15 protein-coding genes are annotated in these 19,200 nt (G+C 64.3%); 11 read left to right on the top strand and 4 right to left on the bottom strand.

Annotation, left to right across the window (positions count from 1 at the left end; genetic code table 11):
- The first annotated feature begins 34 nt into the window (after positions 1 to 34).
- From CEJ45_RS11675 to CEJ45_RS11685, 3 genes are all read left to right on the top strand, one after another.
- A complete protein-coding gene (locus CEJ45_RS11675; protein ID WP_088755280.1) occupies positions 35 to 2,584 on the top strand; it encodes a PepSY domain-containing protein in 2,550 nt (849 codons plus the stop codon).
- Positions 2,585 to 2,805: 221 nt separating this feature from the next.
- Positions 2,806 to 4,224, top strand: a complete 1,419-nt coding sequence (gene cls, locus CEJ45_RS11680; RefSeq protein ID WP_088755281.1) for a cardiolipin synthase — start codon at positions 2,806 to 2,808, stop codon at positions 4,222 to 4,224.
- A gap of 67 nt (positions 4,225 to 4,291) precedes the next feature.
- Entirely contained in the window at positions 4,292 to 5,185 is an 894-nt protein-coding gene (locus CEJ45_RS11685) for a hypothetical protein (RefSeq protein ID WP_088755282.1), read from the top strand.
- On the opposite strand, the gene CEJ45_RS11690 is transcribed toward CEJ45_RS11685, so the two are convergent.
- Complete coding sequence (locus CEJ45_RS11690) at positions 5,179 to 6,069, bottom strand: LysR substrate-binding domain-containing protein (protein WP_088755283.1); 891 nt, start codon at positions 6,067 to 6,069, stop codon at positions 5,179 to 5,181. The genes CEJ45_RS11685 and CEJ45_RS11690 overlap by 7 nt on opposite strands.
- Before the next feature lie 209 nt (positions 6,070 to 6,278).
- Between CEJ45_RS11690 and CEJ45_RS11695 the strand changes: the two genes are divergently transcribed.
- The 5 genes from CEJ45_RS11695 (at position 6,279) to CEJ45_RS11715 (ending at position 11,883) form a co-directional block, all read left to right on the top strand.
- A complete protein-coding gene (locus tag CEJ45_RS11695) occupies positions 6,279 to 7,028 on the top strand; it encodes an SDR family NAD(P)-dependent oxidoreductase (protein WP_088755284.1) in 750 nt (249 codons plus the stop codon).
- A 73-nt stretch (positions 7,029 to 7,101) separates the two neighbouring features.
- A complete protein-coding gene (locus CEJ45_RS11700; protein WP_088755285.1) occupies positions 7,102 to 8,148 on the top strand; it encodes a TRAP transporter substrate-binding protein in 1,047 nt (348 codons plus the stop codon).
- Positions 8,145 to 10,001, top strand: a complete 1,857-nt coding sequence (locus CEJ45_RS11705) for a TRAP transporter large permease (protein ID WP_088755286.1) — start codon at positions 8,145 to 8,147, stop codon at positions 9,999 to 10,001. The genes CEJ45_RS11700 and CEJ45_RS11705 overlap by 4 nt, the downstream gene beginning before the upstream one ends.
- A 35-nt stretch (positions 10,002 to 10,036) precedes the next feature.
- The gene (locus tag CEJ45_RS11710; RefSeq protein WP_088755287.1) at positions 10,037 to 10,882 is read left to right on the top strand and encodes a transketolase; all 846 of its coding nucleotides are present in this window, start codon (positions 10,037 to 10,039) and stop codon (positions 10,880 to 10,882) included.
- The gene (locus tag CEJ45_RS11715; protein WP_088755288.1) at positions 10,879 to 11,883 is read left to right on the top strand and encodes a transketolase family protein; all 1,005 of its coding nucleotides are present in this window, start codon (positions 10,879 to 10,881) and stop codon (positions 11,881 to 11,883) included. The genes CEJ45_RS11710 and CEJ45_RS11715 overlap by 4 nt, the downstream gene beginning before the upstream one ends.
- A gap of 325 nt (positions 11,884 to 12,208) precedes the next feature.
- On the opposite strand, the gene CEJ45_RS11720 is transcribed toward CEJ45_RS11715, so the two are convergent.
- Positions 12,209 to 12,523 (bottom strand): c-type cytochrome, encoded by a 315-nt coding sequence (locus CEJ45_RS11720; RefSeq protein ID WP_088755289.1) that lies wholly within the window; start codon positions 12,521 to 12,523, stop codon positions 12,209 to 12,211.
- 231 nt (positions 12,524 to 12,754) lie between these two features.
- Between CEJ45_RS11720 and CEJ45_RS11725 the strand changes: the two genes are divergently transcribed.
- A complete protein-coding gene (locus tag CEJ45_RS11725) occupies positions 12,755 to 13,657 on the top strand; it encodes a LysR family transcriptional regulator (RefSeq protein WP_187697666.1) in 903 nt (300 codons plus the stop codon).
- 88 nt (positions 13,658 to 13,745) lie between these two features.
- Positions 13,746 to 14,582, top strand: a complete 837-nt coding sequence (lgt, locus tag CEJ45_RS11730) for a prolipoprotein diacylglyceryl transferase (protein WP_088755291.1) — start codon at positions 13,746 to 13,748, stop codon at positions 14,580 to 14,582.
- 89 nt (positions 14,583 to 14,671) lie between these two features.
- Here lgt and CEJ45_RS11735 read toward each other — a convergent pair whose 3' ends face one another.
- Both CEJ45_RS11735 and edd read right to left on the bottom strand, forming a co-directional pair.
- Complete coding sequence (locus CEJ45_RS11735; RefSeq protein WP_034336019.1) at positions 14,672 to 15,301, bottom strand: bifunctional 4-hydroxy-2-oxoglutarate aldolase/2-dehydro-3-deoxy-phosphogluconate aldolase; 630 nt, start codon at positions 15,299 to 15,301, stop codon at positions 14,672 to 14,674.
- Entirely contained in the window at positions 15,298 to 17,169 is a 1,872-nt protein-coding gene (gene edd, locus CEJ45_RS11740; protein ID WP_088755292.1) for a phosphogluconate dehydratase, read from the bottom strand. Before edd ends, CEJ45_RS11735 begins: the two co-directional genes overlap by 4 nt.
- A 323-nt stretch (positions 17,170 to 17,492) precedes the next feature.
- Between edd and pgi the strand changes: the two genes are divergently transcribed.
- Positions 17,493 to 19,163 carry a glucose-6-phosphate isomerase gene (gene pgi, locus CEJ45_RS11745; protein ID WP_088755293.1) on the top strand — a complete coding sequence of 557 codons (1,671 nt, stop codon included), beginning with the start codon at positions 17,493 to 17,495 and terminating at the stop codon, positions 19,161 to 19,163.
- Positions 19,164 to 19,200 lie beyond the last annotated feature (37 nt).

Below are 19,200 nucleotides of genomic sequence, written 5' to 3' on the forward strand. Positions count from 1 at the left end.
CAAGGCGCCTCGCGCCCTCGCCGCCCACTGATACATGTTCAAGAAGATCTGGTTCCAGTTGCACTGGTTCATCGGCATCACTGCCGGCACCCTGTTGATGACCATCGGCGTGACCGGCGCCATCCTGGCTTTCCGCGAGGAAATCATGGACGCGCTGAGCCCCGGCGTCATGCACGTCCAGGTGCGCCAGCAAGCCACGCTCACGCCCCAGCAGCTGCTGGACAAACTGCGCGCGGTGGAGCCTGCGCGGCGCGTCACCACCCTCACCCTCACTGCTGAACCCGGCGCCTCCGCCCGCGTGGTCTTCGCGCCGCCGCCCGGGGTGCGGCGCGGCGAGGCGCGCTATGCCGATCCCTATACCGGCGCGCTGCTGCCACCGGTGACGGGCGCGGAATTCTTCGAATTCATCGAACGCTTCCACCGCTGGCTGCTGCTGCCCACCGAGATCGGCAAGATCGTCCTGGGCACGCTGGCGCTGGCGCTGCTGGTGCTGGCACTCTCGGGCCTCTACCTGCGCTGGCCGCGCCGCCCGCTGTCGCTGCGCGCCTGGCTGCGGCTGGACTTCCAGCTGCAGGGGCGCTCCTTCCTGTGGAACCTGCATTCGGTCATCGGTACCTGGTCGCTTGTGATGTACGTGCTCTTCTCCATCACCGGTGCCTACTGGGCACTGGACTGGTTCAAGGACGGCGTGAACACGCTGGCCGGCGAGAGCCGCCGCCCCGCCATGCAGCGCGGTGAAGGCAAGAAGAAAACCGCAGCGGAAGACGCCACTGCGCTGGAACTGACCCAGGCCTGGAACAGCTTCCTCGCCAAGGCTCCCGATTACCGGAGCGCCCAGCTGCGCCTGCCGGAACAGGGCTCCCAGCCGGTGCAGATCTTCTTCCTCGATCACGCTGCACCCCACGAGCGCGCCCGCAGCCGCATGGTGGTCTTGCCACAGAGCGGCGAGATCCGCCAGCTGGAACGCTACGAAGACAAATCCGATGGCGGCAAGCTGATCGCCGCCATCTATCCGCTGCACATGGGCACGTACTTCGGACTGCCAGGGCGCATCATCATGGCCATCGCCAGCCTGATGATGCCGCTCTTCGGTATCACCGGATGGATGCTCTACCTCGACCGCCGCCGCAAGAAAGCCGCGCTGCGCGCCGAACGTGCCAGCCTCGACGGCACGTCACCCGCCCCCGAAGGTGAGCCGGTGCTGGTGGCCTATGCCTCGCAGACCGGGCAGGCCGAGCGCATCGCCCTGCATACCGCCGCCGGCCTGCGCCGCAGCGGCATCGCCGTGCAACTGCAATCGCTGGCGCAGAGCACGCCGGAGAGCTTGCGCCATCATCGCCGCATCCTCTTCATCGCCAGTACCTTTGGCGAGGGCGATGCGCCCGACAGCGCGCGCGGCTTCGAAAAGCGCCTGCGCCAGGCTGCAGGCCAGTCGCTGGCCCACGTGCAATACGCCATCCTGGCGCTGGGGGATCGTCACTACGCGCAGTTCTGCGGCTTCGGCCACACCCTCGACCACGGCCTGCGCCAGTGCGGCGCCAAGCCCCTGTTCCCGCTGGTGGAAGTCGATCGCATGGCCGGCGTGGCGCTGCGCAAATGGGAAACCGAACTGGCCGCCCACGGACTGCAGGCCAGCGTAAGCGAACTCCTGCCCACTACCGCACCGGCATGGCAGCAGTGGAAGCTGACACGACGCGTGCTCATGAATCCGGGCAGCCAGGGTGCACCGCTGTATCACGTCGAAATGCAGCCGCAGGACGGCAGCCTGCCCGACTGGCAAGCCGGTGCACTGGTGGAGATCCAGCCGCGCCACGCGCCGGATCGGATCGCCCTGCTGCTGCAGCGGCTGCAACTGGACGGCAGCGCCTTGGTACGCCATCAAGGGCAGCAGACGACGCTGGCCGAAGCGCTGGCCGGCAGCGTGCTGCCGCCGCATCCGGCGCGAGAAGCGCAAGCCCTGGCCGACCAGCTGCAGCCCTTGGCGGCGCGCTCGTATTCGGTGGCTTCGGTGCCACAGGATGGCGCGGTGCACCTGCTGGTGCGCCAGGTCCAGCATGAAGACGGACTGGGACTGGCCTCGGGCTGGCTGACCGAATTTGCACCCATCGATACAGCCATCGAACTGCGCCTGGTGGAGAACGCCGGTTTCGCCCCGGTCGCGGCCGGCACGCCGGCCATCTTCATCGGCAATGGCTCGGGCCTGGCCGGCTTGCGAGGCCATCTGCGCGCACGCATCCAGCCGGGAGAAACGCAGTCCCGGAACTGGCTCCTCTTCGGAGAACGTAACGAGCGTTACGATTTCCTGTATGCCGATGAATGGCTGGACTGGCTGGAACACGGCCACCTGGCACGCCTTGACCTGGCCTTCTCGCGGGACCAGAACGAACGCCTGTACGTGCAGGACCGCCTGCGCGAAGCCGGGCCCGAGCTGCGCCAGTGGCTGGACCAGGGCGCCGTCCTCTACGTCTGCGGCAGCCTGGAGGGCATGGCTGCCGGTGTCGACGCCGTCCTCACCGACCTGCTGGGTGAAGCCGGCCTGCATGCCCTGATCGAGCAGAACCGCTATCGCCGCGACGTCTACTGATCGCGCCGGATGGATCCCCGATCCATCCGCCTCTCCTGCGGGATGCAACAGCGCCTGCGCCTACCTGTAGGCAGCTCCCGCTTTCCTCTGTAGGACAGTTCCGATTCGTGCTTGCGGCCGCGCTACGGCGCTGCGGCCGGGCATATACTCGTCCGCACAGCGTTGCCTGCGGACGCCCCACAGCGTCGCGGTCCATGGCAGCGCCCAACCGGGATCCTTCCATGACCAACAAGAAAATGACACTGAGGAGCTGGTCCGCCGCAGGGCTCCTGTTGCTGCTGAGCTCGGTGATGCTGGCCGCGTGCAGCTCGCTGCCCACCATCGTGCCCGACATGGACACGCAATCGGCCCGCACCATCCAGATGAAGGGCGGACGCGGCGTGCTTTCCGAGGCGCAGGCCAAGGCCGCGCTGGACAAGCTGCGCGCACAGAACGCCGACAATACCCTGCTGGACCGCCACGTGGCCATCGAAGGCGCCATCACCGGCTCGCCGCTGGTCACCGGCAACAAGGTCACGCTGCTCATCGACGGCCCGGCCACCTATGCCTCCATGCAGCAGGCGATCCAGGCCGCGCGCTATCACATCAACATGGAAACCTACATCATGGAAGACGATGAGGTCGGCCGCCAGTTCGCCGACCTGTTGATCGCCATGCAGAAGAAGGGCGTCCAGGTCAACCTGATGTATGACAGCGTAGGCAGCATCAATACCCCGCGCGAATTCTTCCAGCCCCTGATCGATGCGGGCGTCAATGTGCTGGAATTCAATCCCATCAATCCCACCCAGCTGCGCAAGGACTGGGCCGTCAACCAGCGCGACCATCGCAAGCTGCTGGTGGTCGATGGCAAGACCGCCTTCGTGGGCGGCATCAACATCAGCAGCGTCTATTCCAGCGGCTCCTTCAGCACCCGCAAGAAAAAGCCGCAGCTCAACAAGGATGGCGAGCAAATCCCCTGGCGTGATACGCAGGTGCGCATCGATGGCCCGGTCGCGCTGGAATTCCAGAAACTGTTCATCGAGACCTGGGGCAAGCAGCGTGGTCCCGATCTCGGCGAGCATCGCTACTTCCCCCCGGTGGCTCCCGCCGGCAACGAGATCGTACGGGCCATCGGCAGCTCGCCCGATGATCCCTACAGCATCATCTACGCCACCTTCATCTCGGCCATCCAGCATGCGGAAAGCTCGATCTACCTGACCAACGCCTACTTCGTGCCCGATCCGCAACTGCGCGATTCGCTCAAGGATGCCGCCCGGCGCGGCGTGGACGTGCGCCTGATCCTGCCGTCCCACAGCGACTCCTCGCTGGTGCTGTATGCCTCGCGCTCCTTCTACAGCGAACTGCTGGAGGCGGGCGTGCGCATCTACGAGCGCCAGGACGCGCTGCTGCACTCCAAGACCGCGCTCATCGATGGCGTCTGGTCCACCATCGGTTCGACCAACCTCGACTGGCGCAGCTTCGTCTACAACCAGGAAATCAACGCCGTGATCCTGAGCCCGCAATTCGGAGCCCAGACCAAAGCCATGTTCGACCGGGATCTTGGCGCCTCCAAAGAGATCACAAAGGAACAGTGGGAACAGCGGCCGATGAGCGAGCGCATGAAGGAATTCGGCGCCAGCGTCTGGTCCCGCCTGCTTTGAGCGCGGCGGGAGACGCCGGTGAATGAACCAATGTACTGATATCGAAAAGGAGTCCGGTTTGCGATCGATGTTGCCCCGTCTGACCTCATGCTTGTTGCTGGCGGCCAGCTGTGCCTTGGCTGTCGGCAGCTCGGCATATGCCCAAACCCAGACCGGCGCGGCCGCCATGAAGAGCCGTTACGAAGAATTGCAGGGCGAGCTCAGCAACAACAGCTACCACCGCCCGCTCTACCTGAATTCGCGCGAGGAAGGCGGCAACGTCAAGGGCGACATCTACGCCGTGCTGAATTATCCCTTTGCCCAGGTGCGCGAGTCGCTGGACAACCCCGACCACTGGTGTGACATCCTCATCCTGCACCTCAACACCAAGTATTGCCGGATGATGCGCGAGAACGGACGGACCACCCTGCGCATGCAGGTCGGGAAGAAAACCGAACAGGATCTCAACGATACCTACCGCGTCGACCTGCGCTATCACGGCGGGGCCAGCGCGGCCGATTACTTCTCGTCCTCGATGCTGGCCGACAAGGGACCGCTGGACACTTCCAACTACCGTATCGAGATCGAAGCGACGCCCTTGGATGAGAAGCGCTCCTTCCTGCATTTCAGCTATGCCTATTCCTATGGCATGGCCAGCAAGCTGGCGCTGCGCGCCTACCTGATGACGGCCGGTCGCGACAAGGTCGGCTTCAGCGTGGTCAAGCGCGAGGCCAACGGGCAAACGCAGTATGTCTCGGGCAGCCGTGCCACGGTGGAGCGCAATACCATGCGCTATTACCTGGCCATCGATGCCTATCTGTCCGGTCTGGAAGCACCGGCGGGAGAACGGCTGGAGAAGCGGCTCACGGCCTGGTACGGTGCAACCGAACAATATCCGCGCCAGTTGCATGAAGTCAGCCGCGAGGACTATCTATCGATGAAGCGCAAGGAAGTGGCGCGGCAGCAGAAGGCCGCTCAATAGTCCTGCAAGCCGGCCTGCTCACGCAGCCACTCCAGGAACGCGGCCACCGCCGGCCGGCGCGCATGATGCGCAGGATAGACCGCAAAGTGCGCCTTGACCTTGATGGCGCGCTCCAGTCCAAAGACCGGTTTGAGTTTCTTTTCCTCGATGTGCCGCGCGGCCACGGTCGCGCTCTCCAGCGCCACACCCAAGCCCTGGGTGGCGGCATCCAGTGACATCTGCGCGCGGTCGAAACGCACCGCAAATTGCTCCGGCGGGCGTACGTCCGCAAATTCCCCGAACCAGTCCGCCCACTGCACCACGCTCACGTTGCTGCGAATGAGCTTCACGCCCAGCAGATCAGCAGGTTTTTTGAGCTTGTACTCACGGATGAAAGCCGGGCTCGCCAGCGGCACGATGCGCTCTTCGAAGAGCGGCTCCACCACCAGTCCCGGCCAGTTGGGAATGCCGTAGCGGATGTCGATATCCACCTCGCCCAGTTCGAAATTGCTCTGCGAGTGCGCCGCCGAGAGATTGAAGGTGATCTCCGGATAGGTGCGCGCGAAATCATTGAGCCGCGCCATCAGCCACAGGCTGGCGATGCTGGGCGCGGAATGGATGTAGAGCGTGTTGCTCACACCCTGCCGCACATCCATGGACGCCGCCGTGATGGCGGAGATCGCGCCCTGGATGCGCGCCAGGTAGCCCTCCCCTGCCGTCGTGATGCGCACCCCGTGCGCGCTGCGTTCGAAGAGGCGAATGCCGAGATAGGACTCCAGCCGCGCCACCTGGTGGCTCACTGCCGAGGCGGTCAGGTGCAGCTCGGCCGCCGCCAGCGCAAAACTCTTGCGCCGGGCCACCGCTTCGAAGGCCTGGAGGTTGGGTAAAGGCGGGAGAACGGCCATGGACGGGCTCGCGGGCTAAGATGATGATCTGTCACTTTAACATGACGAGACTTCGCTTGTCGTCAGGCGAGGAAAGTTCGACCATGCGCATCAGAACAAAAACGGAGACATGGTCAAAGCCCTGCACGCTGCATGGCGGCACGCGCAATCGCGCATCCGCGCTGTCTCCGCTGTTGCTCACCTCAACGCAAACATCTGGAGAACACGACATGCTGCTCAAGGACAAGGTTGCCGTCATCACCGGCGGTGCAGGAATCAACGGACTGGGCTACGCCACCGCGCGCCTGATGGCCGTGCAAGGCGCCCGCGTGGTGGTGCTGGACCTGGCGCAAGCCGACCCGGCCGGTGCTGCCGCCCGTATCGGTAGCCAGCACCTGGGACTGGTGGCCGACGTCACCGACAAGGCTTCCTGCGAAGCTGCCATCGCCGAGGCCGTCAAGCAATTCGGCCGCATCGACATCCTGGTCAACAATGCCGGCATCACCCAACCCGTCAAGACGCTGGAAATCACCGGTACGGATTACGACCGCATCCTCGATGTCAGCCTGCGCGGCACGCTTTACATGTCGCAAGCAGTGCTGCCGACCATGCGCGCGCAGCAGGGCGGTTCCATCATCTGCATCTCGTCGGTGTCGGCCCAGCGCGGTGGCGGCATCCTGGGCGGTCCGCACTATTCGGCGGCCAAGGCGGGCGTCCTGGGCCTGGCACGTGCCATGGCGCGCGAGTTCGGTCCGGAAGGCATCCGCGTCAACTGCATCACCCCCGGCCTGATCGGCACCGACATCATCAAGGGCAAGCTCACCGAAGAAAAGAAGGCCGAGATCGCCGAGACCATTCCGCTGGGGCGCCTGGGCCGTGCCGAGGACATCGGCGGCGCCTGCGTCTTCCTGGGCAGCGACCTCTCTCAGTACTGCACCGGCATCACGCTGGACGTTAATGGTGGAATGCTGATCCATTAAACGCAGCTTAATGCTAGTCCGCGCCGGCCTGGCCGGCATCTTTCCCGATACCAGAACAAACAGGAGACCAGAGATGACCCAAGACAACAGCAAACCCGGCAAGACTACCCTGAGCCGCCGCCAGCTGCTCAAGGCCGGTACGGTGGGTGCGGCACTGCCGCTGTTTTCCATCATGAGCCGTCCGGCCAGTGCGGCCGAGTTCAACTACAAGTTCGCCACCGGCCAGGATCCGTCGCACCCCGTCAACAAGCGTGCGCAGCAGGCCATCGACCGTATCCGTGAAGCCACCGGCGGCCGGCTGGACATCAAGCTGTTCCCGGCCAACCAGCTGGGCTCGGATACCGATTTGATGTCGCAGATCCGCAATGGCGGCGTGGAATTCTTCAACCAGGCCAGCGTGGTGCTGTCGACCCTGGTGCCGGCGGCCGGGATCGTCAACACCGGTTTCGCCTTCCACGACTACAAGGAAGTCTGGCAGGCCATGGATGGCCCGCTGGGCGCCTACGTGCGCGCACAGATCGAGAAGGTGGGCCTGTTGACCATGTCCAAACCCTGGGACAACGGCTTCCGCCAGATCACCACTTCGACCAAGCCGATCAAGACGGCGGGCGACCTCAAGGGCTTGAAGCTGCGCGTGCCGGCCGCACCGATGCTGACCTCGCTCTTCACGGCACTGGGTGCCAGCCCCACGCCGATCAACTTCAACGAAGTCTATTCGTCGCTGCAGACCAAGCTGGTCGAAGGCCAGGAAAATCCGCTGGCCATCATCAGCACTGCGCGCCTGTACGAAGTGCAGAAGTTCTGCACCATCTCCAACCACGTCTGGGATGCCTACTGGATCCTCGGCAACCGCCGCGCCTTCGAGAAGCTGCCCAAGGACATCCAGGAAATCGTACGTCGTGAACTGGACAAGGCCGCCACGGATGAACGCGCCGATATCGCCTCGCTGGCCGGCTTCGCCCGCAATGACCTGCAGGGCAAGGGCGTACAGATCATCGAGGCCGACAAGGATTCCTTCAAGGCGGCACTGGCCCAGGCCAACTTCTACAAGGACATGCGCGCCAAGTTCGGCGACGAAGCCTGGAAGCTGCTGCAGAACGCCGTCGGGAGCCTGGGATGAGCGCCCTGTCGCTGGAGCAGCCGGTGACGGATGACCGTTCGCTGGCGGCGCGCCTGGAAAATTGGCTGGGCCTGGCCATCGAGATTCCTGCCGCGGCGCTGGTGGTGGGCGAGGTGGTGGTCCTGCTGGCGGGCGTGATCATGCGCTTCATCTTCAACAACCCGATTCCCTGGGCTGATGAACTGGCCTCCATCCTCTTCCTCTGGCTGGCCAACCTGGGCGCGGCCGTGGCCCTGCGGCGCGGCACCCACATGCGCACCACCGTGCTGGTGGGCTTCATGAGCGAACGCGGCAAGGCATGGGCGGAAGCCCTGGCCATCATCGCGCCCTGCGTGATGCTGCTGATCCTGATGCATCCGATGTGGGAATACGCCGAAGACGAAATGTTCGTGCAGACCCCGGCGCTGGGCTGGCCCAACACCGTGCGAGCCGCTGCCGTGGCAGTCGGTGCGGCGCTGATGATCGCGCTGTCGCTGTTGCGCATCTCGCGCCAGAAGCTGGTCGACCTGGCCGGCGTGGTGGCCCTGCTGGCCGTGGTGGCCGGTGCCATGGTCCTGGGCGCAGGCTGGCTGCAGGCCATCGGCAACTGGAACCTGGTGGTGTTCTTCGGCGTGGTGCTGGGGGTGTCGGTGCTGCTGGGCATTCCCATCGCTTTCTGCTTCGGGCTGGCGACGGTGGCCTTCATGCTCACGGTCACCACCAGCCCGCTGGCGGTGGTGGCGGGACGCTTCGATGAAGGCATGTCCTCGCTGATCCTGCTGGCGGTGCCGCTGTTCATCCTGCTGGGCCACCTGGTGGAGATGACTGGCATGGCCAAGGCCATGGTGGATTTCCTGGCGTCGCTACTGGGCCACGTGCGCGGCGGGCTGAACTATGTGCTGCTGGGCGCGATGCTGCTGGTCTCGGGCATCTCCGGCGCCAAGACTGCCGACATGGCGGCGGTGGCTCCGGTGCTGCTGCCGGAGATGAAGCGGCGTGGCAATCACGAGGGAGAACTCATTTCGCTGCTGGCCGCCTCCGGTGCCATGGCCGAGACCATTCCGCCCTCGCTGGTGTTGATCACCATCGGTTCGGTGGCCGGGGTATCGATTGCGGCGCTCTTCACTGGCGGCATCATGCCGGGCATCGTGCTGGCAGTCCTGCTGGCGATCCTCGCGCGCTGGCGCAGTGCCGAGATCATGGAAGGCATCCAGCGCGCGCCCGGTCGCGTGGTACTGCGCACGCTCATCATCGCCCTGCCTGCGCTGCTGCTGCCCATCCTCATCCGTACTGCCGTGGTCGAAGGCGTGGCCACGGCCACCGAAGTCTCCACCATCGGCATCGCCTATTCGGTGGTGGCGGGTCTCTTGGTGTATCGCCAGTTCGACTGGAAGCGGCTCTATCCGATGCTGGTCGACACCGCCGCTTTGTCGGGCGCGATCCTGTTCATCATTGGCACCGCTACCGGCATGTCGTGGGCGCTGACGCAGTCGGGCTTCTCGCATGCGCTGGCCGAGGCCATGACCAGTGTGCCGGGGGGCAAGTATGGCTTCCTGCTGGTGTCGATCGCCGCCTTCATCGTGCTGGGCAGCGTGCTGGAGGGAATCCCGGCGATGGTGCTGTTTGCGCCGCTGCTGTTCCCGGTGGCCAAGGCCATTGGCGTGCATGAGGTGCATTACGCCATGGTCATCATCCTCTCCATGGGCGTGGGCCTGTTTGCGCCGCCCTTCGGCCTGGGTTACTACGCCGCCTGCACCATCGGCCGCGTGCATCCGGACGTGGCCGTCAAGCGCATCTGGCCTTACCTGGGCGCGCTGGTGGTGGGCCTGCTGATCGTCGCCTTCGTGCCATGGTTCTCGATCGGTTTCCTCTGATTTTGACGCTTTCACTCATCTCGCAAGGACTCGCAATGTCTGACAATTTGGCAAACCTGCGCGCAAGCGCATACCGCATCCGCCGCAATGCCGTGCGCATGGGCGAGGTCCAGGGCCAGGGCTACATCGGCCAGGCGCTGGGCTGGGCCGACGTGCTGGCCGTGGCCTACAAGCACGCCATGCAACTGCGCCCGGATGATCCCGAGTGGAGCGGCCGCGACCGCTTCCTGCTCTCGCACGGGCACTACGCCATCGCCCTGTATGCCGCGCTGATCGAGGCCGGCATCGTCCCCGATGAAGAGCTGGAATCCTACGGCAGCGATGACAGCCGCCTGCCCATGTCGGGCATGGCGACCTATACGCCGGGCATGGAAATCTCCGGCGGCTCGCTGGGCCAGGGCCTGGCCATTGGCGTGGGCATGGCGCTGGGCCTGCGCTACAACCGCAATCCGGCCTTCGTCTACAACTCCATGTCCGATGGCGAACTGGATGAAGGCTCGACCTGGGAAGCCGCCATGGGCGCGGCGCACCACCAGCTGGGCAACCTGATCTGCCTGGTCGATATCAACAACCAGCAGGCCGATGGTCCTTCCAGCAAGGTGATGGGTTTTGAGCCGCTGGCCGACAAGTGGGCGTCCTTCGGTTGGTACGTGCAGCGGGTCGACGGCAACGACCTGGCGGCCGTGGTGCAGGCCTTCGACAATGCGCGCAACCTGAGGGACGCCAAGCCGCGCGTGATCCTGTTCGATACCCTGATGGGCAAGGGCGTGCCCTTCCTGGAGCAGCGCGAGAAGAACCACTTCATCCGTGTGGATCCGCCTGAATGGCAGCAGGCGCTGTCCATCCTCGACCAGTCTAATCAACAAGGAAGCCAAGCATGAACACCGTCGCAGACAAGAAACCGCGCCTGACCACGTCGGCCATGATCGCCTCCATCGCTGCTGAAGGGCAGCGCGTGCAGGCGGCCCCGTTCGGCAAGGCCCTGGTGGAATACGCTGCGGACCGCCCCGAGATCGTGGGCCTGACCGCCGACCTGGCCAAGTACACCGACCTGCACCTGTTCCAGAAGGCGTATCCCGAGCGCTTCTTCCAGATGGGCATGGCCGAGCAGTTATTGATGGCCGCCGCTGGCGGCATGGCCAAGGAAGGCCTGGTGCCGTTCGCCACCACCTATGCGGTCTTCGCCACGCGGCGCGCGTATGACTTCATCCACCAGGTGATTGCCGAAGAAAACCTGAACGTGAAGATCTGCTGCGCCCTGCCGGGACTGACCACCGGTTACGGTCCCAGCCACCAGGCCACCGAAGACCTGGCGATGATGCGCGCCATTCCCGGCCTGACCATCGTCGACCCCTGCGATGCACTGGACCTGGAACAGGCCGTGCCGCAGATCGCGGCACACCAGGGCCCGGTCTACATGCGCCTGGCGCGCGGCAATGTGCCACTGGTGCTGGATGAATACGACTACCAGTTCGAGCTGGGCAAAGCCAAGGAAATCCGCGACGGCAACGACGTGCTCATCATCTCCAGCGGCTTCATGACCATGCGCGCGCTGGAAGTGGCCAAGGCGCTGGAGGCCGACAACGTCAGCGTGGGCGTGCTGCACTGCCCGACCATCAAGCCCTTCGACGAAGCCACGGTGGTGGAACAGGTCAGGAAGAAGAACCGCCTGGTGGTGGTAGCCGAGAACCATTCGGTCATCGGCGGCCTGGGCGAGATCGTCGCCACCACGCTGATGCGCCACCGGGTGCAGCCGGCGGGCTTCCAGATGGCCGGCCTGCCCGATGCCTTCCTCGATGCGGGCGCGCTGCCGACCTTGCATGACCGGTATGGGATCAGTTGCGAGGTGTTGAGCCGGCGGATCAGGGAGTGGTTGAAGTAAGCAGACGCGCGAGGTAGTGATGAATCAGTTCGGTCAGTCCAACGGGCGAGCAAACTGGTTCATCAGGCGCGCACGTTCGACGTCTTTGATTGCGCTAGCCAGTAAAACAGCATCGTTGCTGGCACGTATCTCGCGCAGATACACGTCAATGCTGTCTTCATCAACAAGGAACAAGGAACAAGGCTGCATCGAAAGGTGGTAGCGTTGCGAGGGAAATACGCTTGCTCATGCTGATCCTTCCAGGCTGACAGTGATTGGAAAGCGATGATGATTGCATGAAAAAAGGAGACCTCGGTCTCCTTTTTTCATGGCGTATTGCTGGGGCTTACTTCAGGCTCAACACCCACTTCACCAGCTCCTTCGCCTCAGCCTCGGTCACCTGGCCCTTGTTGGCCGGCATCGCTACCGCGCCCCAGACACCGCCGCCGCCGTTGAGGACCTTCTGGGTCAGCTTGGCTTCGGCATCCTTCTGGCCGGCGTATTTCTTGGCCACTTCCTTGAAGGCGGGGCCGACGATCTTGGCGTCCACCGAGTGGCAGGCCATGCAATTCTTGGACTTGGCCAGTTGCGCATTGGCCATGGCTTCGGCGGAAATGGCCGAACCGGCCACCAGGGTGGCGATCAACAACAGGTATTTCATGGGGGCTCCTCAGCAAGCGGTGGACGACGGTCACGCCTGCAGCGGCATTCTCCAGGCGCTTCGCAGGCGGGGCTATTCTACCCGGCTTCGCCACGCACCCTCTATCTGCCCGCGCGTATATCTGTCATAGATCAAATTCCATGACGGAAATATCACGCCCCCCTCGCCTTGTCGCCGTGCAAGGCCGGAGATATCATGGACGCCCGACTCATTCGGATCCGATATCAGTCCATGTCCGACCATCCCCGCCTGGAATTGCGCCAGCTGCGCTACTTTGCCGCCGTCGCCGAAGAAAAGCATTTCGGCCGCGCCGCCGCGCGCCTGCACATGACCCAGCCGCCGCTGTCGCAGACCATCGCCGCGCTGGAGGAGCAACTCGGCACCCCCCTGTTCCAGCGCACCAAGCGCAGTGTGGCGCTCACCCCTGCCGGCGAAGCCCTGCTGCCGGAGGTACAGCGCATCCTGCAACAGGCCGCCGCCCTGCCCGACCTGGCCCGGCGCGCGGCCAGCGGGGCATCGGGGCTGTTATCGCTGTCCTTCATATCGAGTGCGGACTACAGCATCCTGCCCCCGCTCCTGCAGCGCTTCCGGGCGCGCTATCCGCAAGTCCAGATCGAATTGCGCGAAGCCACCACCGATATCCAGCTGGAAGACCTGATGCAAGGCAAGATCGACGCCGGCCTGCTGCTGCCGCCGCTGCCGGAGAAAGCCGCGGCCGTGCTGGATGTGCGCCCGGTGCTGTCGGAACCGCTGATTGCAGCGCTGCCCGAAGGCGCGGTCAAGAAACGCGGGCCGGTAGCGCTCAAGAGCCTGCGCGAACTGCCGCTGATCATTTTCCCGCGCCGCATTGCGCCGGCCTTCCATGACACCATCCTGTCCTGCTTTCGCGATGCGGGCGTGACGCCCCATATCGGCCAGGAGGCAATCCAGATGCAGACCATCGTCGGCCTGGTCTCGGCTGGCATGGGAATGGCGCTTGTGCCACAATCCGTCTCGAATTTGAAACGCCCGGGCGTGGACTACCGCCGGCTCTCCGATCCGGCACCGGAAATCCAGACCGGCCTGGCCTGGCGGCGCGACAACCCGTCCGGCGTGCTGCGTGCCCTGCTGGACCTCTTGGACATGCCTGCCTGATCCCATTGCACGGGAATCGCTGCTGCGAACTTGCGCAAGCCGGCGCGCTCCAACCGCCGTTCCGCCCAACAACAGAAAGATCAAACTCATGCTCGTCCACCCCATGCCCGACCCGATCGCCATCCACATCGGGCCGCTAGCCGTCCACTGGTATGGCCTGATGTACCTGCTGGCCTTTGCCCAATTCATTGCGCTGGGACGCCTGCGCATCAAGCAACCGCACATCGCCGCCGTCGGCTGGAAGAAGGAAGACCTCGACGACATGCTCTTCTATGGCGTGCTCGGGGTGGTGCTGGGCGGGCGGCTGGGCGAGATCCTGTTTTACAACCCGGCGTATTACTTTGCGCATCCGGCCGACATGATCGCGGTCTGGAAGGGCGGCATGTCCTTCCACGGCGGCTTCCTGGGCGTGATGCTGGCGATGTACCTGTGGGGCCGCAAGCGCGGCCGCAACCTGATGGACATCATGGACTTCATTGCGCCCATGGTGCCGCTGGGCTACGCGGCCGGCCGCCTGGGCAACTTCATCAATGCCGAACTGCCGGGGCGTCCGGCCGATCCTTCGTTGCCCTGGGCGATGATCTGGCCCAATGTGGACAACATCCCGCGCCATCCTTCGCCGATCTACCAGATGCTGGTCGATGGCATCCTGCTGTTCATCATCCTGTGGATCTTCGCGCGCCATTCGCGTCCGCGCATGGCGGTGGCGGGCATGTTCTCGCTGCTGTATGGCTGCGCGCGCTTCTTCACCGAGTATTTCCGCGTGCCGGATTACGAGGTGCATTTCGGTGGCATCACCATCTCGGCGGGGCAGATGCTGTCGGTGCCGATGATCGTGCTGGGGATCATCTTGCTGGTGCTGGCTTACAAGCTCAAGCAGCAGGCGCAAGCGCCGGTGGAGCCGGTAGCCGCGTCCAAGAGCTGACAGCTGAGCAGGAAAGAAGAAGGGCGGTACCGGTGATTCGGTACCGCCCTTTTTTCATCGACGCGCGAGCGCGTGAGGCTGTGGAAAACTCAAGCCTTCTTCAACGCAGCCGCCGCCTTGGCGATCTCGGTGATCTTGTCCCAGTCACCGGCCTCGATGGCCGCCTTCGGGGTCAGCCAGGAGCCGCCCACGCACACGACGTTCTTGCACGCCAGGAACTGCGGTGCCGTCTCTTGCGTGATACCGCCCGTCGGGCAGAACGACACGTCGGACAAGGGGCCGGCGATACCGTTGAGCATGCCCACGCCGCCCGCCGGCACGGCCGGGAACAGCTTCAACTGACGGAAGCCCGCTTCGCGCGCCGCCATCACTTCAGAAGGCGTCATCACGCCCGGCAGCAGCGGCAGGCCGCTGCGCTTGGCCGCTTCGATCAGCGCCGGGGTCAGGCCCGGCGAGACACCAAAGACCGCACCCGCATCGCGCGAGGCCGTGAACTCTTCCGGCGAAGTCAGCGTACCCACGCCGACGATGGCGTCGGGCACCGACTCGGCAATGGCGCGGATGGCCGGCAGGCCGTGTTCGGTGCGCAGGGTGATTTCCAGCACGCGGATCCCGCCTGCGACCAGGGCGCGTGCCAGCGGCACGGCGTGTTCAAACTTGTCGATGGCGATCACCGGGATGACCGGCGAGGCGCGCATGATTTCCAGTGTGGTCTTCATACCGTGACTTTCTCTTTCTCAAAAATCGGCGGCAGGCCGAAGGTGGCGCCGCCCTCTTCTGCGGTTCCCACCGCGTTGCGGAACATGCTGAACAATTCGCGGCCCATGCCGTGCTGGTTGCCCGAGAGGTCGCTGCTGTCCTGGCCACGGGCTTCCCACTCGGCCGCATCCACCTTGGCTTGCAGGGTACCCGCATCGGCATCCAGGCGGATGACGTCACCCGTGCGAACGCGTCCCAGCGGACCACCGCCCAGCACTTCCGGCGTGACGTGGATCGCGGCCGGTACTTTACCCGATGCGCCCGACATGCGGCCATCGGTCACCAGCGCCACATGACGGCCCTTGTCCTGCAGGATGCCCAGCGCCGGGGTCAGCGAGTGCAGCTCCGGCATGCCATTGGCACGCGGACCCTGGAAGGTGATCACGGCCACGAAGTCGCGGTCGAGCTCGCCGGCCTTGAAGGCGGCCATGAAAGCTTCCTGCGAGTGGAAGACCACGGCAGGCGCTTCCACCACGCGGTGCTCGGGCTTGACGGCGGAAATCTTGATGACCGCACGGCCGAGGTTGCCCTGCAGCAGCTTCAGGCCACCATCGGCCGCGAACGGCTTGGCCACGGTGCCCAGCACGCCTTCATCGCCGCTCTTGGCGGGGGCGTCGTGCCAGGTGACGATGCCGGGACGGCCGTTCTCGCCTTCGGCCGCCAGCATCGGCTCCTTGCAGTGCTGGCGCAGGCCCTGGCCCAGGATGGTGGTGACGTCGTCATGCATCAGGCCGGCGTCGATCAGTTCGCGCAGCACGAAGCCGGTGCCCCCTGCTGCATGGAAGTGGTTCACGTCAGCTGTACCGTTCGGGTAGATCTTGGTGATCAGCGGCACCACGGCGGAGAGCTTGTCGAAGTCGTCCCAGTCGATCACGATGCCGGCTGCCTTGGCGATGGCCACCAGGTGCAGGGTGTGATTGGTGGAGCCACCGGTGGCATGCAGCGCGACGATGGCATTGACGATGGACTTCTCGTCGATCATGCGGCCCACCGGCGTGTATTGCGTACCGAGGTCAGTGATCTTGGCCGCCTGCTTGGCCGCGGCAGCGGTGAGCGCATCGCGCAGCGGCGTGTTGGGGGTGATGAAGGCGGCGCCCGGCAGGTGCAGGCCCATGGCTTCCATCAGCATCTGGTTGCTGTTGGCGGTGCCATAGAAGGTGCAGGTACCGGCACCATGGTAGGACTTGGACTCGGCTTCCAGCAGCTCGGCCCGGCCGATCTTGCCGGCCGTGTAGAGCTGGCGGATCTTGACCTTGTCGCTGTTGCTCATGCCGCTGGTCATCGGACCGGCGGGCACGAACACGGCCGGCAGGTGGCCGAAATGCAGTGCACCGATCAACAGGCCCGGCACGATCTTGTCGCACACGCCCAGGTACAGCGCCGCATCGAACATGTTGTGCGACAGCGCGATGGCAGTCGCCATGGCAATGGCGTCGCGCGAGAACAGCGACATCTCCATGCCGGCCTGGCCCTGGGTCACGCCGTCACACATGGCCGGGGTGCCGCCGGCGAACTGCGCCACGGCGCCCGCTTCACGCGCGGCTTCTTTCAAAATCTGGGGGAAACGCTCGAAGGGCTGGTGCGCCGACAGCATGTCGTTGTAGGCCGAGACGATGGCCAGCGACGGTGCCTTGTCTTCCTTCAACTTCAGCTTGTCATTGGCGGGGAAGGCGGCGAAGCCGTGGGCCAGGTTCGTACAGCCCAGCGCGCCACGCTGCGCGCCCTTGCGGCGAGCGGCTTCCAGGCGTTCGAGATAAGCGGTCCGGTAAGGACGGCTACGTTCGGCGATGCGTTGGGTGACGCTGGCTAAGGTAGCGTTGAGAGACATTGTCGGTTTCCTGTTAGCGTTAACACTGTAATTTTACTACATAATTTTGACCGAATGAAATCATACACTTAGAGCACTGCAGCAGGCCAGTCCTGCCCGTCTTTTCATTGGTAATCATCATTGCGCTTCAAAACCCTTATCACTTCGCACTTTGCAGCCCACAGCGCCGATGCTTCACGGCAATGTAACGGGGCCGTCATAAACTGTAGTGAAACTACCACTTTGACGACATTTGATGTATAGTCATCGGCGTTGTCCCGATCACATGACCCCGGCCGGCCGCGCTGCCTGTCAGGTCAAGACAGCCAACCGACACCCAACTCATGCATACCACCGCCCTGACCGACACGGCCGCCTTCCAGGCATTGCAAGCTCATCACGCCACGGCAGCTCAATGGCACCTGCGCGACCTGTTCGCCCGACAGCCCGACCGTTTCGAGCGCATGCACGTGCGTGCCGCCGGACTGCTGCTGGATTACTCCAAGAACCGGCTCAACGCCGACACGCTCTCCCTGCTGATGAGCCTGGCCCGTGAGCGCGGCGTCGAGGCCCTGCGCGACGCCATGTTCAGCGGCGAGAAGATCAACTTTACTGAACAACGCGCCGTCCTGCACACTGCCCTGCGCGCACCGGCCGATGCCTGCGACGCCCAAGTGGACGGACAGCCTGTCGCAGCGGAGGTTCATGCGGTCTTGGAGCACATCCGCGAGTTTTCCGAGCGCGTGCGCGGCGGCCAATGGCGCGGCTACACCGGACGCGAGATCACCGACATCGTCAACATCGGCATCGGCGGCTCCTTCCTCGGCCCGCAGATGGTCTGCACGGCCCTGCGCGATTATCGCCACGCTCGCCTGACGGCGCATTTCGTTTCCAACGTCGATGGCCATGATCTGGATGAGGTGCTCGCGCGCATCGATCCCGAGACCACGCTGTTCATCGTCGCCTCCAAGACCTTCACCACGCAGGAAACCATGCTCAACGCCAAGTCGGCGCGTGCGTGGTTCTTGCAGCATGGCAAGTCCGAAGACCTGGCCAAGCACTTCGTGGCCGTCTCCACCAATGCCAAGGAAGTCTCGGCCTTCGGCATCGATACCGAGAACATGTTCCCCTTCTGGGACTGGGTCGGTGGCCGTTACTCGGTGTGGTCGGCCATCGGTCTGCCGATCGCGCTGCTGATCGGCTACGACCACTTCGCGCAGTTCCTGGCCGGCGCCCACGCGATGGACCGCCATTTCCGCGAAGCCCCGCTGGAATCGAACATGCCGGTGATCCAGGCGTTGGTCGGGATCTGGAACCGCAACTTCCTCGACAGCGCCTCGCTCACCATCGCCCCGTATCACCAATGGCTGCGCTTCTTCCCGGCCTACCTGCAACAGCTGGACATGGAGAGCAACGGCAAGCGCATCACCCGTGACGGTACACCCGTCTCGGTAGAGACCTGTCCGGCCATCTGGGGCGATGTGGGGACCAATGGCCAGCACGCCTATTTCCAGCTGCTGCACCAGGGCACGGACATCACGCCCATCGATTTCATCGCCGTACTCAAGCCTTCGCACGCCATTGCCGAGCATCAGGAAGCCCTGCTGGCGAACTGCTTCGCGCAGTCCGAAGCCTTCATGCGCGGCAAGGATGCCGACGAAGTGCGCGCCGACCTGCAAGCGCAGGGCTTGCCCGAAGCGGAACTTGCGGCCTTGATCCCGCACAAAACCTTTGATGGCAATCGTCCCAGCAATACCCTGCTGCTGCCCGAACTGAGCCCGCATGCGCTGGGCGCGATGATTGCGCTCTACGAGCACAAGACCTTCGTGCAGGGCGCGATCTGGGGCATCAACAGCTTCGACCAATGGGGCGTGGAACTGGGCAAGGTCCTGGCCAAGACCATCCTGGCCGAACTGAAGTCCGATACCGCACCGGATGCCTCGCGCCACGATGCCTCCACCAGCGCCCTGATCGCACTGGCGCGCGAAGCAGCCCGCGCTGCGCAACAAGGCTAGCAACCACGTAGCTGCGACCAGCTACTTCACGCACAAA

Source organism: Herbaspirillum aquaticum, from assembly GCF_002213425.1.
Taxonomy (GTDB): domain Bacteria; phylum Pseudomonadota; class Gammaproteobacteria; order Burkholderiales; family Burkholderiaceae_D; genus Herbaspirillum; species Herbaspirillum aquaticum.

What these genes read in the sequence shown, in the direction of transcription:
- CEJ45_RS11735 (WP_034336019.1), bottom strand. Translation starts at nt 15,301, where the DNA reads ATGAAGACCACACTGGAAATCATGCGCGCCTCGCCGGTCATCCCGGTG.
- CEJ45_RS11725 (WP_187697666.1), top strand. Translation starts at nt 12,755, where the DNA reads ATGTCCGACCATCCCCGCCTGGAATTGCGCCAGCTGCGCTACTTTGCC.
- CEJ45_RS11690 (WP_088755283.1), bottom strand. Translation starts at nt 6,069, where the DNA reads ATGGCCGTTCTCCCGCCTTTACCCAACCTCCAGGCCTTCGAAGCGGTG.
- CEJ45_RS11710 (WP_088755287.1), top strand. Translation starts at nt 10,037, where the DNA reads ATGTCTGACAATTTGGCAAACCTGCGCGCAAGCGCATACCGCATCCGC.
- lgt (WP_088755291.1), top strand. Translation starts at nt 13,746, where the DNA reads ATGCTCGTCCACCCCATGCCCGACCCGATCGCCATCCACATCGGGCCG.
- CEJ45_RS11705 (WP_088755286.1), top strand. Translation starts at nt 8,145, where the DNA reads ATGAGCGCCCTGTCGCTGGAGCAGCCGGTGACGGATGACCGTTCGCTG.
- cls (WP_088755281.1), top strand. Translation starts at nt 2,806, where the DNA reads ATGACCAACAAGAAAATGACACTGAGGAGCTGGTCCGCCGCAGGGCTC.
- CEJ45_RS11685 (WP_088755282.1), top strand. Translation starts at nt 4,292, where the DNA reads ATGTTGCCCCGTCTGACCTCATGCTTGTTGCTGGCGGCCAGCTGTGCC.
- CEJ45_RS11675 (WP_088755280.1), top strand. Translation starts at nt 35, where the DNA reads ATGTTCAAGAAGATCTGGTTCCAGTTGCACTGGTTCATCGGCATCACT.
- CEJ45_RS11720 (WP_088755289.1), bottom strand. Translation starts at nt 12,523, where the DNA reads ATGAAATACCTGTTGTTGATCGCCACCCTGGTGGCCGGTTCGGCCATT.
- pgi (WP_088755293.1), top strand. Translation starts at nt 17,493, where the DNA reads ATGCATACCACCGCCCTGACCGACACGGCCGCCTTCCAGGCATTGCAA.
- CEJ45_RS11715 (WP_088755288.1), top strand. Translation starts at nt 10,879, where the DNA reads ATGAACACCGTCGCAGACAAGAAACCGCGCCTGACCACGTCGGCCATG.
- CEJ45_RS11695 (WP_088755284.1), top strand. Translation starts at nt 6,279, where the DNA reads ATGCTGCTCAAGGACAAGGTTGCCGTCATCACCGGCGGTGCAGGAATC.
- edd (WP_088755292.1), bottom strand. Translation starts at nt 17,169, where the DNA reads ATGTCTCTCAACGCTACCTTAGCCAGCGTCACCCAACGCATCGCCGAA.
- CEJ45_RS11700 (WP_088755285.1), top strand. Translation starts at nt 7,102, where the DNA reads ATGACCCAAGACAACAGCAAACCCGGCAAGACTACCCTGAGCCGCCGC.